The organism is Dietzia papillomatosis NBRC 105045, assembly GCF_001570845.1.
Lineage (GTDB): Bacteria > Actinomycetota > Actinomycetes > Mycobacteriales > Mycobacteriaceae > Dietzia > Dietzia cinnamea.
This window is the reverse complement of record NZ_BCSL01000053.1, coordinates 1-15,140: the sequence shown is the minus strand read 5'-3', so window position 1 is coordinate 15,140 and position 15,140 is coordinate 1. Positions and strand designations below refer to the sequence as shown.

Genomic DNA, 15,140 nt, shown 5'->3' with positions numbered 1-15,140 from the left:
TCATCGCCGAATCAATACTCAACCGCATCGTCGCCGGCGCCGAGATCATCGCACTCGACGGACCCAACATGAGACGACACCTCGCCACGACAACGCCATATCGGCCCAGCGGTCGAACGGGTCGGTCCGGCGGTTGCCGGTCAGTGCTGATGAGTGTGGCGTGGTCTCGCACGTCGGGTTGGCGATGCTGCGGGAGTTGGCCGAGCACACCGGCCTGGTCGAGGCGATCGATGATGCTCTGGAAGACTCCTATAGCGGTGCGTGGGCCCACTCGTCGGGACAGGTGCTGACCGATCTGGCCATGGCGGTCGCCGACGGCGCGGATCCGATCATCGGGATCCAGGTCCTGGGTGACCGTGAAGGCGTGTTCGGGCCGGTGGCCTCGATGCCCACCGCATGGCGGGTGCTGGACCGAGTCGACGCCGAGCATCTGCGCGCGTGCGTACAGCCCGGGCCGCAGCACAACAGGTGCCGTGGGCGGCAGGAGCCGGCCCGGACCTGGGCAAGGAACTGTGTGCATCGATCTGAACGCCACGATCACCATGGCCCACTCGAAGAAGAAGAACGCCGCCGCGACGTGTAAGCGAACGTTCGGCTTTCACCCATTGCGGGAGTTCTGGATCGTCCCGACATCGCTGGCGGGGAGACGCTTCGGGGATTACGGATGACCCCAACGATTCGTGCGACGAACACAATAGCCCAACCCACATCGTCGACCTCGTTGGGAAAGCTACGCGAGCAATAGTCGAGACAATGACGCTCGTTGACCAAATCGCAAAGGGCTCGCAGTTCGCATAGCCCTCAGCGTGGAGCGTTGCAGCGGGCAGGCCCTTCCATCGCGCGGTGGAAGGGCCCGCCTTGCGTCTCGAACTGCAACGGAGCAGCTGTCAGCTGGATTCGAGGCAGCCAGCCTGTTGACAAATTCCCGCGAATCAATCGGCACCCCAGTGAGAAACTGACAGATTGTTTGAGAACCGACAGCGCGGCATGTCGGTTCTCAAGCAGCTTGTCAGTGGGCTTCCAGTCCACCAGTACTTTGTCACCTGCCTGTCAGGCGTCAATTGTCACGAGATTGGCAGAATCCTAGCCACTGACAGCCGGTGACAATGAGGGGTGACGCAGAGTGGCCGCGTCTTTGCGACGGTCGCCCTTGTCGAAGCCGCCACCTGGACCGGGTTGCTCGTCGGCATGTTTCCTCAAATATGTCACTAGGACGACCGAGGTCGGCGTGAAGATCTTCGGGACGCTTCATGGCGTCGCCTTCCTCGCCGTGACGATCGTCGCCGCGGTCGTTCTGCGCTGGAAGTGTTGGATCGCTCTCCAGGCCGTCCTCGCGGCGATCCCGCCGCTGGTGTCCATCCCGCTAGAGCGCTGGCTCGCCCGCCACGACCACCTCGCCCGTTACCAACCGTGAGCGGCCGGCAATTGCCGCCGGTCCCACGGCGGCCTGAACTGCTCGCCGATCATCATCGATACGCTTGACGATCCACACGCGGCCGCCGGCATGGCCGGACACCGCGTCACACGTATCTTCCGCGAGCTGGGTCATGTCGTGCGCGAAGGCTTCCGCTGCGCCGAGACACCATTCGGCTGGATGCGGCAGAACACGGCAGGGCTAACCCGAATGGTCGGGCGCCGATCGGCGCTACGGAAACTGGCCGTTTGCGTGCGCTTATCGGCTGTGATGCCTATCACTCCGGCTCCTATGGTCTTTGTACGGCTACTGAGCAGGTCCGATTCAGATCGTGATCGTCGTTTGTCGCCGGGCCAATCGTCTAGATCCCGCGGTGTTCGCTGGGAACGACAAGGAGTATTTCATGACCAAGATCCCTACTGCTCGCGGTGACGAGATCGACTCCAGTGACCTAGGTTTCACGCTCGTCACTGAGTGTGTGATTGGGCCTCGAACGGCTGAGGTCGAGGCCAATTGGCCGCAGATGGGCTTCGCTTCCATTGCACGGGAGGAGCGCATCTCCGAAGCCGCGAAGCAGCTCGAGCACGCCAAATCTGCTGGCATCGACACGATCAGTGACCGCGTGATCCCCGGCGCCGGGCGTGATGTTCGATTGCTCAAGGAGATCGCGCAGAGGACCAGCGTCAATATCATCGTGCCTACCGGGTGGTACACGTGGACCGATGCCCCGCATCCATTCATGCTCATGGACATGCTGCCCGAGACAGCAGCAACGACATGGCCGTCCCTGGCTGACTTGTTCGTGAAAGACATCGAGGAAGGGATTCTCGACACTGGTGTGCGGGCAGGCACCATCAAGATCACCAGTGATCACCATGGCTTGATGGACGGTGTGAAGTTGGTGATGCGCCATGCTGCAGAAGCCCACCGTCGCACTGGCGTGCCCATCGTGACCCACACTGGTATCGGGCTGGGAATCCGCGTGGCCCAGGACCAGCAGGACTACCTCGAACAGCTCGACGTCGATGTCAGTCGTGTGAAATTCGGTCACGTCGACTGGACGGATCCGTCGGTTGAACTCGAGGAGTTCGAGGCCGTCGCGAAGAAGGGCTCGTTCCTGTCGTTCGACACTTCCGCGCTCGATTACCAATGGCCCGAGGACTACCGCAATGCGATCCAGAAGACGCGCGTCGAGCGCATTACTGGACTGATCGATCGTGGCTATCTCGAACAGATCCTCATTTCGCAGGATGACTCCACGTTCCATGATCTGGGCCCCATGCCGGAGCGGCAGCACCCGACGTACACAACCGTGCTGCGCCGCATCATTCCCCAGCTGCAGGAGGCCGGGGTGACCGATGACCAGATCCACCAGATTACGGTCGCGAATCCCCGCCGACTGTTCGAGACGCGGGACCGCGGTACGTACTGACTCCCAGCCTGCGGGCTTACCACCAGCCCGCTGTGCTCCACCCCACTCGACCGACCTGCAGGGTGCGGGTGAGCTGACGCTGGTCGTTCCCTGAGCGAGCGACTCGGCTCCGGCCCACCCGTACCCTGCCGGATTCGCCGAATTTGCAGGAGAAACCAGATGTATTCAGATCCACGCTCGCACACGGTCGACGGGTTGCTGCGCCGGACTGCATCGCGAAGCCCGGACGGCGAGGCGATCGAGTTCGAGGGTCAGGTGTGGACCTACCAGGAGTTTGACCGCGCCGTTGATGTTGTCACCTCACGCCTGCATCGGCTCGGTCTGAACCGGGGCGACCGAGTCGCGGCGTTCGGCGGCAACTCCGCGTTCTACGTCATGCTGTATCTGGCGTGCTCGCGGGCGGGAGTGGTGCATGTCCCTATCAACAACGCACTGACCGGCAGGGAACTCGAGTACTTGATCACCGATTCCGGTGCGGCAGCCATTGTCGCCGATCCGGATCTCACACCGCTCGTACGCTCTGTCATCGCCGATCGCGCCCTACAGGTGTTGGAATTCTCAGATCGCGAAAACGGGATACTGGACACCGAGGAACTTCAGCGCGGCTCAGCACCGCAGTGGCAGAGCCCCGCCTCCCCCGGTGATCTGGTCCAGCTGCTGTACACCTCGGGAACGACCTCACGTCCAAAAGGGGCGATGATGTCCCACCAGGCGCTGATCAGCGAGTACATCTCCACGATCACTGCGCTGGACTTCACCGAGCAGGATCGCCCGCTGGTGTGCATGCCGTTGTATCACTCGGCCGGGATGCATATCTTCACGGTCCCGTACCTGATGCTCGGAACGACAATCCGACTCCTCCGGAAGCCGGATATCGAGCTGATCCTCCGTCGCATCGAAGAGGATCAGATCACCTCCCTGTTCCTGGCGCCGACCGTGTGGGTGCCGCTCTCCCAGCACCCTGATCTTTCGCGCCGGGATCTCGGCGCACTGCGAAAGGCGCAGTACGGCGCATCGATCATGCCCACACCAGTGCTAGCGAAACTGCGGCGGGCACTGCCGAACGCTGGCTTCTACAACTGCTTCGGCCAAAGCGAGATCGGCCCGCTGGCCTCCGTGCTGCGTCCTGAGGAACACGACGCCCGGCCAGCATCGTGCGGACGATCGGTCCTGTTCGTCACCACTCGGGTCGTCGACGACTCCGGGAACGACGTCCAACCCGGGGAGCCCGGGGAGGTGCTCTACCAGTCGCCGCAGTTGTGCTTGGGCTACTGGAACAACCCTGAAGCCACCGAGCGAGCTTTCCGCGACGGATGGTTCCACTCCGGCGACCTGGTCACCAAAGATGCCGACGGGTACATCACTGTCGTCGATCGCCTCTCGGACGTCATCAACTCCGGCGGCGTGATGATTGCACCCCGCGAGGTCGAGGAGGCCCTCTACGAGCACCCCGCGGTCGCCGAGGTTGCGGTCGTTGGAATACCCGATGACCGCTGGATCGAAGCGGTCACCGCCTTCGTCGTGGTCCGGGACGACCAGCAGGTCAGCGACACCGAACTCACCGGGCACGCGAAGACCCTGCTGGCGCCGTTCAAGGTGCCCAAGTCGATCCACTTCGTCAATGCCCTACCCAGGAACCAGAGCGGGAAACTCCTCAAACGAGAACTCCGCGACCCCGTCTCTCCCACTACCTGAAGCGACCCACCGCCACACCTCTACTCGACTGCGCGCTACGAGGCGCAGTCGGGTGAGGCGTCCTGCGAAAAGGAAGAACGCCGTGACCACAGTAGCCATCGCCGGAGCCGGCCCCGTCGGGCTCATGCTCGCCCGGGAACTGCAGATGCAGGGAGTGCGCACAGTCGTGCTGGAAGCAGCAGCTGAACGCTCTCCCTATTCCAAGGCCCTCGGCATCCACGCCCGGACGATCGAGATCCTCACCATGCGCGGATTGGCCGACGACATGCTCGCTGGCGGCATCAGGCTGCCCCGGCACCACTACGCCATGCTGCCGAACAGCATCGACTACTCCAAACTGCCGAGCCCATACGCATTCGTGCTGGCCTACCCGCAGGTCGGCACCGAGAACACGCTCGAATCCGCAGCCCTTTCGGCCGGCGCGGAACTGCGTCGTGAGCACCGAGTCATCTCAGCCAGTCAGTCCGCCGATGAGGTGACGCTGGAGGTCGATGGCCCCGACGGGCACTACACCGAACAGGTCGAGTACCTGGTCGGCTGTGATGGCGGCCGAAGTGTGGTCCGCGAATCGGCCGGCATCGACTTTCCCGGCTCAGAGGTCACCTTTTGGTCCTTCCTCGGCGAGGTCTACCTCGACTCTCCGCCCGAGCGCGGCTTCGTTCGCCACGGTGAACACGGCGCCATCTTCGTCGCACCGGTTCCCGGTGGCTTCTATCGAGTGTCAGGCATCGACCTTGCCCGCCAAGATCCACAGGGCCCGCTCGAATTCGACGAGTTCCGAGAGACGGTGATCCGGACGGCCGGAGACGATTTCGGCATGCGTGACCCCGTCTGGTTGACCCGGTTCGGGGACGCGTCGCGGCTCGCGTCGCAGTACCGAAACGGGCGGGTTTTCGTGGCCGGCGACTCAGCGCACATTCACTACCCCGCTGGCGGAGTCGGACTCAACATCGGCCTGCAGGACGCGCTGAACCTTGGCTGGCGGCTCGGTCACGTCATCAACGGAACGGCCGACGAAGACCTCCTCGAGGGCTATCACGCAGATCGCCACCCTGTCGGGCAAGCACTGATGACCACCAGTCAGGCTCAGACCGCAGTAATCAAAGCCTTCGCCCCGGGCGATCAAGGTCTACGCACACTGACTAACGACCTCATTGGCTCGGTGACAGAGATGAACTACGAACTCGCCCTACGCTTGTCGGGGCTGGCAGTGCGCTACCTGGCGCCCGAGGGTTCTCTTCCCATCGTTGGCACCCGCGCTCCCGACGTGCAGCTCACCAGTCCTGCCGGACAGAGCCTCTTCGATCAGCTCGATCGTCCCCGCTTTGTGCTGCTTCATCGCGACGACCTCACACTCGAAGGTCTCGAGGATGTGCACACGGTAGCCGCTGATGCAGACGCAATCGATACAGCCGGCTGGACGGCAGTCACCGCGGCGCTCGTCCGCCCCGACGGCTACGTCGCCTGGGCCACTCACACCCAAGACTCCACCTGTGCGGGCGCCGAAGCAGCCGACGCGCTTTCTCATACACTGCGGCCGTCGGCGGCGCACGCGATAACGGCACCGGTCACGTGACCACGGGCCGGAAAAAGCGGCCGGCCCTCTAACCGAACTAAGCACACTCATCCACTACACGCGGTTCGCATTCTGCGGACCAATCCGTGGCAAGCCGCCACGGCAACGAAAGGAATCCCATGATCGGGGTTATCGGTTCCACAGGTCAGGTCGGCGCACCATTGATGGAGGTATTGACCGCGGCTAATGTCCCGGTGAAGGCCCTCGCGCACAGTCCCGAATCGGCACAGAAACTGAGCGGCGACAACGTGCAGGTCGTAATTGGCGACGTTCGTAACGACGAGGACGTCCGTGACTTCATGCAGGGAGTCACCAGCTTGTTCATGTTGACCCCGCCGGCCGAAGATCAGGTCGAAGTTCAGAACAAACTCGTCGACGCAGCCGTAGAGTCCGGTGTCGACAGCATTGTGAAGCTGTCGGTCTACACGGCCGCAGACGACTCGCCCTGCGGATTCAGCCGCTGGCACGTCGTCAACGACCGCTACATCGCCGCCAGCGGGCTGGACTACACCATCCTGCACCCACATTCGTTCATGCAGAGCATGGCCGTGCAGTTCGCCGGTCGCATCCGAGCGAACGGGATCATGGAGGCCGCCGTGCGGCCTGACGCCGGAATCACCATGATTGATGTTCGCGACGTCGGCGCAGTTGCCGCCCAGGTCCTGCTCGAGAACAACCACCAGAACGAGACCATCCTCATCACCGGTCCCGAGGAAGTCACCTACTCGGGGTGCGCCGCCCAGGTGGCCGAGGCGCTCGACACAAGCATTGAGTATCGCAAGGTCTCAGTTGATGAAGCGCGCGCCAATTTCGTTGCTGACGGCGTTCCCGGATGGGTCGCCGACTCATTGGTCGGACTGCATTTCATGTACGACACCGGCCTGTTGAACCCTCGCATTGATACGGTGCGACGCTTCACCGGACGACCGGCGCGAACCTTCTCCGACTACCTCGCCGACAATCTCGCCGACTGGCGTTGATACCAGCCTCTGGCGTGGCTGCCCCAGCGCAGCCACGCCAGAGCACCCAGTACATTCACCACCGTCGACCGCCCTGCGGTCACCAGCGCAGAACAGAGACATCTTGATGCCCACAACCGACGTCGTCGTCATCGGTGCAGGCCACCAGGGCCTTGTCGCTGCCATCACGCTCGCCGATGCGGGTTTGAAGGTCGTTGTGGTGGAGGCGGCTGACGAGATCGGCGGCGCGGTCCGCAGCAGTGAACTAGTGCGCCCCGGTCTCGTGCACGACCGCTACGCCATGAACATGAACCTCTTCCTCGGTTCACCGTTTTATGCCACTTACGGTGATGAGCTGTCCTCGGCCGGTCTCGAGTTCTCACACTGTCGCCACGCGTATGCCTCGGCGTTTCCCAACGCACCCAGTATCCGGATCTCCGACGACGCCGACGAGAACCAGCGCATGTGGGAGGAGCACGATCCAGGGGATGCCAAGGGCTGGCGTCGCCTGAGCGAGGTATTCGCCGACGTTGCCAGCAGTTACGGCCCGCTATCCAGCAACGTCTTCCCGTCGCGCAGCACCGCGTCAGTGATCCGTTCGGTGCTCTTCAAACGGCAGCACACCAGCGTGTCCGAACTCCTGCAGGTCATGACCTCCACTACCCGCTCGCTGGGCGAGAGATACTTCGCATCTCCAGAGGCCCGATCAATGGCCGCAGCATGGGGCATGCACGTCGATTTCGCTCCCGATGTCGCGGCCGGGGCGATCTTCCCACTGCTGGAGATGTACGCCGATGCCGAACACGGAATGAATGTAGTCAAAGGAGGGGCTTCCAACCTTCCCCGTGCGCTGGCCGCAATGCTCTCCACCCGCGGTGTGCCTATCCACACCGGCAAGGCCGTGGAGTCGATCCAAGTGGCAAGCGGGCGTGTCCAGGGTGTTCGACTCGCAGACGGGGAACACATCACCGCCCGTCACGGCATCCTGTCCACTGCCACGCTGCCGGCCGTGGTCCACCGCCTGCTCCGCAACCAGCCGGTGCCTTCCTCGATGGCTCTCGCCGCCGACAACTTCCGCTTTGGGCCCGGGACCTTCATGCTTCACCTTGCACTCTCGGGTCCGATTCCATGGCAAGACAGTCGTCTCGCGGACTCGGCCTACGTGCATCTTGGGCCCTACGTCGACGACATGGCCCGCACCTACCAACAGGCCCTCGCCGGGGTTCTTCCTGACGAACCGCTGTTAGTGGTCGGACAAACAAGTACCGTCGACCCGAGCCGCAACACCAGCGAGGACGATCGGCTTCACGCGGTGTGGATTCAAGTCCGGATGGTCCCCGCTGAGATCACCGGTGACGCGAATCCGCACGGCGCCGGTGGCGACCTCACCGGCCGGTCGTGGGACGAAGCGACCGAGCCGTTCGTCCAGCGAATCCTGGAGAAACTCGAACGTTACGCTCCCGGAGTCACTGAGTCAGTCATCGGACATGCGGCGGAGAGCCCTAGCGACCTGCAATCCGGCAACGCCAACCTCCACGGCGGGGACTCGGTCTCGGGCAGCCATCACCTCGACCAGTTCATCGGCATGCGGCCCTCGATGTCACTGTCGCGCTACCGCACGCCAATAGACGGGCTCTACCTCGCCGGCGCATCGACGTGGCCAGGTGCAGGGGTCAACGCGGTATCTGGCCAGCGCTCGGCGGAACAACTAGTCCGAGGCACTACCCTCCCCCGCCGGAAACGGCTGCCGCGGTGACACCCCGGGCAGTCCCGCGGCCTGCCCGTTTAACAAAGGGAGGCCAGTCACCTGATGGCGGCGACACCCGCGACTACACTGATGCGTGATACTCATCACTCCAATCAAGGGTGACGCGCACCATGAATGCCCATCTGACCTCGACGGCCGACAACACCCCCACACCGACCGAAGTGACAGTCACCACAAGCGATCCTGCGGAGTTGTCCACCCGGCTCAGCCAGGTCTACCCAGACGCGCGGGTCGACTCACCGCCGCTGAACAGGGTCGTTGATGTCCGGTTCCAAGAGCATCAGCTTCCTGGACTGTGGTTCGCTAACTTCTCCATCTCGACCGCGTCCATGCTCCTGCCAGAGAACCCCTTCTACAGCGTCTTAATCTCCACGACCGGCCAGGTTGTCTCGCGACTCGGCGGCCGGGAGATCGCCACCGAGGGCCACCAGTGCGTGGTCGTCTCTGCGGGGGAAGACGCGGCCGTCGACTACTTCAGTGACACTAGTGCGACGTCCCTGCGGTTTGCCCCACAGCTGGTCCATGACGAGATCGCACAAACCCTCGGGCGGACAGTGCTCAAACCGATTCGGTTCGACCCCCACCCCCCAGTCGGCACCTTTCGCGCGTTGGAATCGATAATGACCCTGCTCCGCATGGAACTTGGACAGGCCAGCGTCCTGGAGCGCGCGCGAACTGCACACCACCTCAGTCGAATGGCCGTCAGCAGTCTGATCCATTCCATCCCGAGCAACTACACAGAAGCGCTCGCTGCGCCATCTGGCTTCACCGGCCCCCGACCGATCCGCGCGGCCGTCGAGGCACTGGAGGAGAATCCGCTCGAGTACGCATCCGTCTCCGATCTCGCCCGCGAAGTGGCGTTGAGCGTCCGTGCACTCCAAGACGGGTTCACCCGCCATGTCGGCACAACGCCAATGCGATACCGACACCGGGTCCGCCTGGAGCGAGCCCGCCACGAACTCATCCAGTCCTCCCCACATGACACAACCGCTACGGCCGTCGCCGCTCGCTGGGGGTTCTACAACTACGGGAGATTCTCTGCGGACTACCGCCGCCAGTTCGGCGCCACCCCACACGAGAACCTCCGCGCCGGGGAGACTCACAACGGCACCTGAGTCGGCTCATTGTCGGATCGCGTTTCTGTCCACGAGCAGAGGATCGCTGTCGCGTTGGACGATCCTCAACAGCGACTCCGACCCGGCTATCTGGAGCCCACGACGGTCGAAGCTCTCTGACCTACCATATGGTCGGTAGGGTGGTGGCATGGCCACGAAACCGGAGATTCTTGATGATGCGATCGAAGTGCTGCGCCGTGGTGAGCCGTTCGCGATCGATGCTGTTGCGCGCGAGGCTGGCCTGACGAAGCCAGGGGTAGTGCACCACTTTGAAACTAAGGAGGCATTGGTGCTGGCGGTGGTGGACCGGATCGCAGATCGGTGGTTGACAGTGCTGCGCAAGCAGGCAGGAGAGGACAGCAGCCCAGCCGAAAGATTGCGAGCCTACGTGGAGCACGCGGTGACGGGAGAGTTCGACCAGAGCGACCTTGCGCTGCTGGTCGACGTCCGACTGAGGGAAATGCTGGCAGCCCAGTGGACGCAACGCATGGACCCGTGGTTCGGGACCGAGATCACAGGGACACCCCGGCAGCGTGGTGCGCTGCGGGCCGCCAGGCTCCTGGCTGACGGGGCGTGGTTCAACAAAGGACTTGGCATTCAGGCGGTTCGCGGGGATGAGGAAGACGCAGTGTATTCGGCTGCGATGAGATTGCTGGACGAAGGTGGGGCAAAGTGAGCCGACAAGCGAAGGGGTGGCTGTTGCTGGTCGGCGCGATCCTATTGGAGGTCGCGGGATCGCTGTCACTGAAGGCCGCGCTTAATGCGCCTGCTCTCTATGCGGTCGTCGTGATCGGCTATGTGGGGGCGTTCGTGTTCCTGGCTCTGGTACTGCGCACAGGAATGGCCCTTGGTGTCGCCTACGGTATTTGGGGCGCATCCGGGGTCGCGTTGACGGCATTGTTGTCGATGGTGTTTTTCAATGAGCCGCTGACCACGCTGATGAGTATCGGCACCGTCGTCGTAATCGGTGGAGTGCTGTGTGTGGAACTCGGCGCCCAGATGGGACACAAGAACAAGAAGGGCGAGGTGGCCCGATGACCTGGCTCTTTCTCATCGCCGCCATCGCATTTGAGGTGTTCGGCACTATCTCACTGCGCATCGCTGTGGACAAAAAGCTCTGGTACGCGGGCGTGGCCGTCGGGTACTTACTGGCGTTCACGATGCTGTCGTTGGCGTTGGCCGCCGGCATGGCTCTCGGTGTCGCCTACGGAATTTGGGCCGCCTCTGGGGTGGCGTTGACGGCGATCATCAGCCGTTTCCTGTTCAGGGAGCCCCTTACCTGGTTGATGGGGCTCGGCGTCATCCTCATTGTCGGCGGCGTACTCCTAATTGAGCTCGGCGCCGCTTACTGAGCACCCAGGCACACAGCGGACGGTCCACCAAGTGGTCCGCGACCGCGACGCCGCGAGCGACTGCCGTTCCTCGGTGCCAGAGAGCGATGATCACTGCGTGCGGTAGGCACTTTTGCCATGGCCAATTCCTCCTATGCGGTGTTTCACCGTCTGCATAATCAGGAATAGCTTCTTCTGACCGAACTCGGCTCCTCTTAAACCCGCAGGCCAGTGCGCTGCATCTCACGTTAGGATCCCTGGAGATGCGCGTCACAGCCAAATTCCGCGGCGCTCCGGCCACTTTCCGCCGAAGACCGACCCGATGCACGAAATCGACCGCGGGAACGCCGCCGGTGCCCGATCATTGAACACAGAACTCCTGCACTTGACGATCAGCAATCGAACACGCGTCGGGCACGAGCGGTTGAACGGTACCCATCACATGTCGAGTGCTCAGCCCGCCTGATTCAACAGGCGCTCCGACGTCGCCAAGGAGAGTCAGCCCGAGGTTGCAACACGCAGCCTGGAGCCAGCGGAACGAGTGGAAGCGAGAGCACAGATCATGGAACCTTTTGACGCAGTTGTGATCGGATCTGGCGTAAATGGCCTCGTCGCGGCCGCCGAGCTCGGTTTGGCTGGCTGGCGTGTAGCGATCATTGAACGCAATGAGAATCTAGGTGGATTCATTGCCTCAGGCGAACGAACGCTGCCCGGATATGAACATGACATCTATTCTTCTTGGCATCCGCTTTTCGTCTCCGGCGGCGCCTACGCCGCAATCGGCGACAAACTCCATGCGCACGGACTCGAGTATCGAAACACCGACGCTGCCCTCACTGGGAGCGTCGCCCGCGACCTTACCTCGGTCGCTTATCGAGACCCCCAGCGCACGGCCGAAGGGTTCGCCGAAGCCCACGACCAAGATGCGTACGTGGCGATGCTGGATGAGATGGGGGCACGCTCAGGCACAGTGTTCGGGGCCCTCGGGTCAGACCTGCGATCGAAGAAGACCCTTGCGAAGCTGGGTTTCGATGCACTGCGCAAGCAGAAACTCGACGGTGTTGAAATGCTCGCCCGCGACGCACTGACCAGCGGGCGGTCATTCACAAGGGCACGGTTCAACGGTACCGAAGCGGACCAAATCTGGGCGCCATGGCTACTGCACGCCGGGATGTCGCCCGACAACGCTTCCGGCGGGATGATGATCCCGGTCCTCGCCGCCACGATGCACGGATTTGGTCTGCCCATCGTGGCTGGCGGCGCAGGAAACTTCGTGGCCGCCTTCGAGAGCCTGTTCGCCGAGCTCGGAGTAACGGTGATGACCGGCAGAACTGCTGAATCCATCACCGTGGCCGACCAGCAGGCTACCGGAGTCGTTACCGACAAAGGGCTAGTGAGCGCACGTCACGCTGTACTCGCCAGCGTCACACCGCAAGCACTGTACGGGACGCTGCTCAGTGACGTCCCACCGAGAATCCAGCGAGAAGCACAGCAGTACCGGTACGGTCGGGCGGCCATCCAAATTCATGTCGCCCTGGACCGGCCCCTGAAGTTCGCGGACGAACGACTTTCCGACGTTCCACTCGTTCACGTCAGCGATGGCTCGGCGAGCACCGGAATCGCATGCGCGCAAGCTGACGCCGGCCTCCTTCCCACCGAACCGACAATCGTTGTCGGCCGCCAGCAGATCCTGGATCCGGACCGTGTGCCCGAAGGCAAAGGTGCCCTCTGGCTTCAACTGCAGGAAGCACCCTGGCAACCGCGTGGCGACGCCGGAGGAACCATCGATGTCGACGGCACCTGGTCACAAGAAACGACCGCAGCCTATGTTGACCGCGTCCTGAACAGGCTCGAGGAGCACGCGCCAGGCTTGACCTCTACCATCCTCAAAATCGACACCATCACTCCACCGGAGCTGGCCGCAGCTAACCCCAATGCCGTCAAGGGCGACCCGTACAGCGGTTCGTCGGAGCTGGACCAGAACCTCCTATGGCGACCACTGCCGCACGCCTCGCACCAGACGCACGTGCCCCGAGTCTGGCACGTCGGTGCCTCCACGCACCCCGGCGCCGGACTCAACGGCGGGTCTGGACACCTTGTAGCCCAGATTCTCATCAAGAAGAACCTCAGCGGCGTCAAGAAATAGCCAGGGCCGCCGTGCCCTTTCTCCGTAGGCGCGGCGCGTATCCGTCTACCGATCCTGAAAAGGGAATGGATTGGCGGCTCGTCAAGAAGATTGAGGGCATCGCGCGGTCAGGGGAAGACAGATCCGACTCTTGCGTCGAACTCAACAGGTCGCTAGCTCGATCGGGGACGCTACATCCGCGCCGTATTGCTTGCCAGACTTGCAGCCACCACTGACAAACTCGTGGCACGCTGCTGACACCGGTTTGGCAAACTGACAAACTGTTTGGCAACCGACACGGTTGTCGGTTACCAGCCAGCCTGTCAGTACGCTGCCGGCCCACCAGCCTGTTGTCACCGGTATGTCAGTCGCCGATTGTCACAAGGTTGGCAGAATCCTCGCTACTGACAGCCGGCGGCAGTGCGGTTAGCGCACGAATAGGTAACGTTGATGATGGCAAGGTCACTCGTAGTCGGCGCGTGTGACTCTGTATGTGACTGATGGCCGAGAGGCCTGTCTTGTAGCTGATTCGTCCGCCGGCCGGTGGCAACGGCGCTGTCCGATTCATGTCGGCCGGGGCGAGCATGACTTCATACGAGCTTGGTCAACCCCCGGCAACGTCTTGACTGCTTGGCCTCTAGGGCGTGTCTCCTATTGCTAAGCGGGCCCACTGGATGGGGCGAGTAAGTGGATGTAGGGGAGCCCGCATCCTGCTTCTATGCGAAGTGCGGATAATGGCACAGTGCTCAATGCTGATGACAGGATCACCTGGGGACCTAAGCGCATCGCGGTAGCTGGAGTCTCTGGCTCGGGAAAGACGACCTTGTGCGATGAGCTGGCAGAAGTCCTGCGTTGCGAGCGCGTCGAGTTGGACAGTCTCTACCACGGCCCAAACTGGACCCGGCGAGAGACATTTCTCGAGGACGTAGAGGACCTGATCTCGACACCTTGCTGGGTCGTTGAATTGCAGTACCGCGAAGCGCGGCCCCTTATCGCGTCCCGAGCTGACACCATCCTGTGGCTGGACTACCCGACCAGGATCCAGATGACCCGCCTCATCCGTCGGACGGTCTGCCGACGCTTGCAGCGCGAGCACCTTTGGAACGGGAATTACGAACCGCCGCTATGGAAATTCCTCATCGACGAAGACCACATTCTTCGATGGGGCTGGCGCACGCGGAAGAAGCTCAAGCCAGTGATACCGACGTTGGAGGGCCGGTTTCCCGGGCTACACGTTGTCCATCTCGCACATCCGTCACAGACCTCACGGTGGGTCCGCGCACTGGCGAGAAGCTAGGGCGTCTCTCCCAAATGGCGTAGCCAGGTCAGGATTGCGCAGAGTGTGACGGCGGCGCGGTAGGTAATCGCGAGTTTGTCATAGCGAGTGGCCAGGGCGCGCCACTGCTTGGACAGAGCGAACGAACGCTCAACGACGTTTCGCCCTTTGTAAAGGTCAACGTCGAATTTCGGCGGCCGGCCGCCGCGGCTTCCCCGCCGAGCGCGGGCGGCAATGGTGTCACTCTTCTCGGGGATTACAGCGGCGATACTGCGGCTGCGAAGCTGTCGACGGATCGTGCCGGACGAGTACGCCTTGTCCGCGATCACCGCGTCCGGGCGGGTGCGCGGACGACCCCGTCCGAGGCGCGGAACCTGGATGTCGGCCAGGCCTGACTTCCACAAGTTGACGCTGTTCTAGCGTTCCGGGTTGTGGTTTGCGCTGGTAGG

General features: G+C 62.7%; 13 protein-coding genes. 12 read left to right on the top strand and 1 reads right to left on the bottom strand.

Translation table 11 applies throughout. The features are described from left to right. Positions 1 to 160: 160 nt before the first annotated feature. From DPA01S_RS14330 to DPA01S_RS14275, 12 genes are all read left to right on the top strand, one after another. On the top strand, positions 161 to 583 hold the full coding sequence (locus DPA01S_RS14330) for a hypothetical protein (RefSeq protein ID WP_198150806.1): 423 nt from the start codon (positions 161 to 163) through the stop codon (positions 581 to 583). A 540-nt stretch (positions 584 to 1,123) separates the two neighbouring features. Next, positions 1,124 to 1,414 carry a DUF3817 domain-containing protein gene (locus DPA01S_RS17680; RefSeq protein ID WP_202959097.1) on the top strand — a complete coding sequence of 97 codons (291 nt, stop codon included), beginning with the start codon at positions 1,124 to 1,126 and terminating at the stop codon, positions 1,412 to 1,414. A gap of 403 nt (positions 1,415 to 1,817) precedes the next feature. Continuing rightward, the gene (locus DPA01S_RS14320) at positions 1,818 to 2,846 is read left to right on the top strand and encodes a phosphotriesterase family protein (RefSeq protein WP_017836053.1); all 1,029 of its coding nucleotides are present in this window, start codon (positions 1,818 to 1,820) and stop codon (positions 2,844 to 2,846) included. A 159-nt stretch (positions 2,847 to 3,005) separates the two neighbouring features. Beyond that, positions 3,006 to 4,541 (top strand): fatty acyl-CoA synthetase, encoded by a 1,536-nt coding sequence (locus DPA01S_RS14315; protein WP_061917310.1) that lies wholly within the window; start codon positions 3,006 to 3,008, stop codon positions 4,539 to 4,541. An 82-nt stretch (positions 4,542 to 4,623) separates the two neighbouring features. Further along, positions 4,624 to 6,117: an FAD-dependent monooxygenase gene (locus DPA01S_RS14310; RefSeq protein ID WP_017835255.1), complete on the top strand. Its 1,494-nt coding sequence runs from the start codon at positions 4,624 to 4,626 to the stop codon at positions 6,115 to 6,117. A gap of 119 nt (positions 6,118 to 6,236) precedes the next feature. Then, a complete protein-coding gene (locus DPA01S_RS14305; protein ID WP_061917307.1) occupies positions 6,237 to 7,097 on the top strand; it encodes an NmrA family NAD(P)-binding protein in 861 nt (286 codons plus the stop codon). Positions 7,098 to 7,203: 106 nt separating this feature from the next. Further along, complete coding sequence (locus tag DPA01S_RS14300) at positions 7,204 to 8,832, top strand: phytoene desaturase family protein (protein ID WP_017835253.1); 1,629 nt, start codon at positions 7,204 to 7,206, stop codon at positions 8,830 to 8,832. A gap of 122 nt (positions 8,833 to 8,954) precedes the next feature. Next, on the top strand, positions 8,955 to 9,959 hold the full coding sequence (locus tag DPA01S_RS14295) for an AraC family transcriptional regulator (protein ID WP_017835252.1): 1,005 nt from the start codon (positions 8,955 to 8,957) through the stop codon (positions 9,957 to 9,959). 148 nt (positions 9,960 to 10,107) lie between these two features. Next, complete coding sequence (locus DPA01S_RS14290) at positions 10,108 to 10,635, top strand: TetR/AcrR family transcriptional regulator (RefSeq protein ID WP_061917301.1); 528 nt, start codon at positions 10,108 to 10,110, stop codon at positions 10,633 to 10,635. After that, positions 10,632 to 10,997 carry a DMT family transporter gene (locus DPA01S_RS14285; RefSeq protein WP_017835250.1) on the top strand — a complete coding sequence of 122 codons (366 nt, stop codon included), beginning with the start codon at positions 10,632 to 10,634 and terminating at the stop codon, positions 10,995 to 10,997. Before DPA01S_RS14290 ends, DPA01S_RS14285 begins: the two co-directional genes overlap by 4 nt. After that, positions 10,994 to 11,311: a DMT family transporter gene (locus DPA01S_RS14280; RefSeq protein WP_017835249.1), complete on the top strand. Its 318-nt coding sequence runs from the start codon at positions 10,994 to 10,996 to the stop codon at positions 11,309 to 11,311. Before DPA01S_RS14285 ends, DPA01S_RS14280 begins: the two co-directional genes overlap by 4 nt. 541 nt (positions 11,312 to 11,852) lie before the next feature. Continuing rightward, positions 11,853 to 13,436: a phytoene desaturase family protein gene (locus tag DPA01S_RS14275; RefSeq protein WP_031264381.1), complete on the top strand. Its 1,584-nt coding sequence runs from the start codon at positions 11,853 to 11,855 to the stop codon at positions 13,434 to 13,436. A gap of 1,272 nt (positions 13,437 to 14,708) precedes the next feature. On the opposite strand, the gene DPA01S_RS16480 is transcribed toward DPA01S_RS14275, so the two are convergent. Next, on the bottom strand, positions 14,709 to 15,095 hold the full coding sequence (locus DPA01S_RS16480; RefSeq protein WP_198150802.1) for a transposase: 387 nt from the start codon (positions 15,093 to 15,095) through the stop codon (positions 14,709 to 14,711). Positions 15,096 to 15,140: the final 45 nt, after the last annotated feature.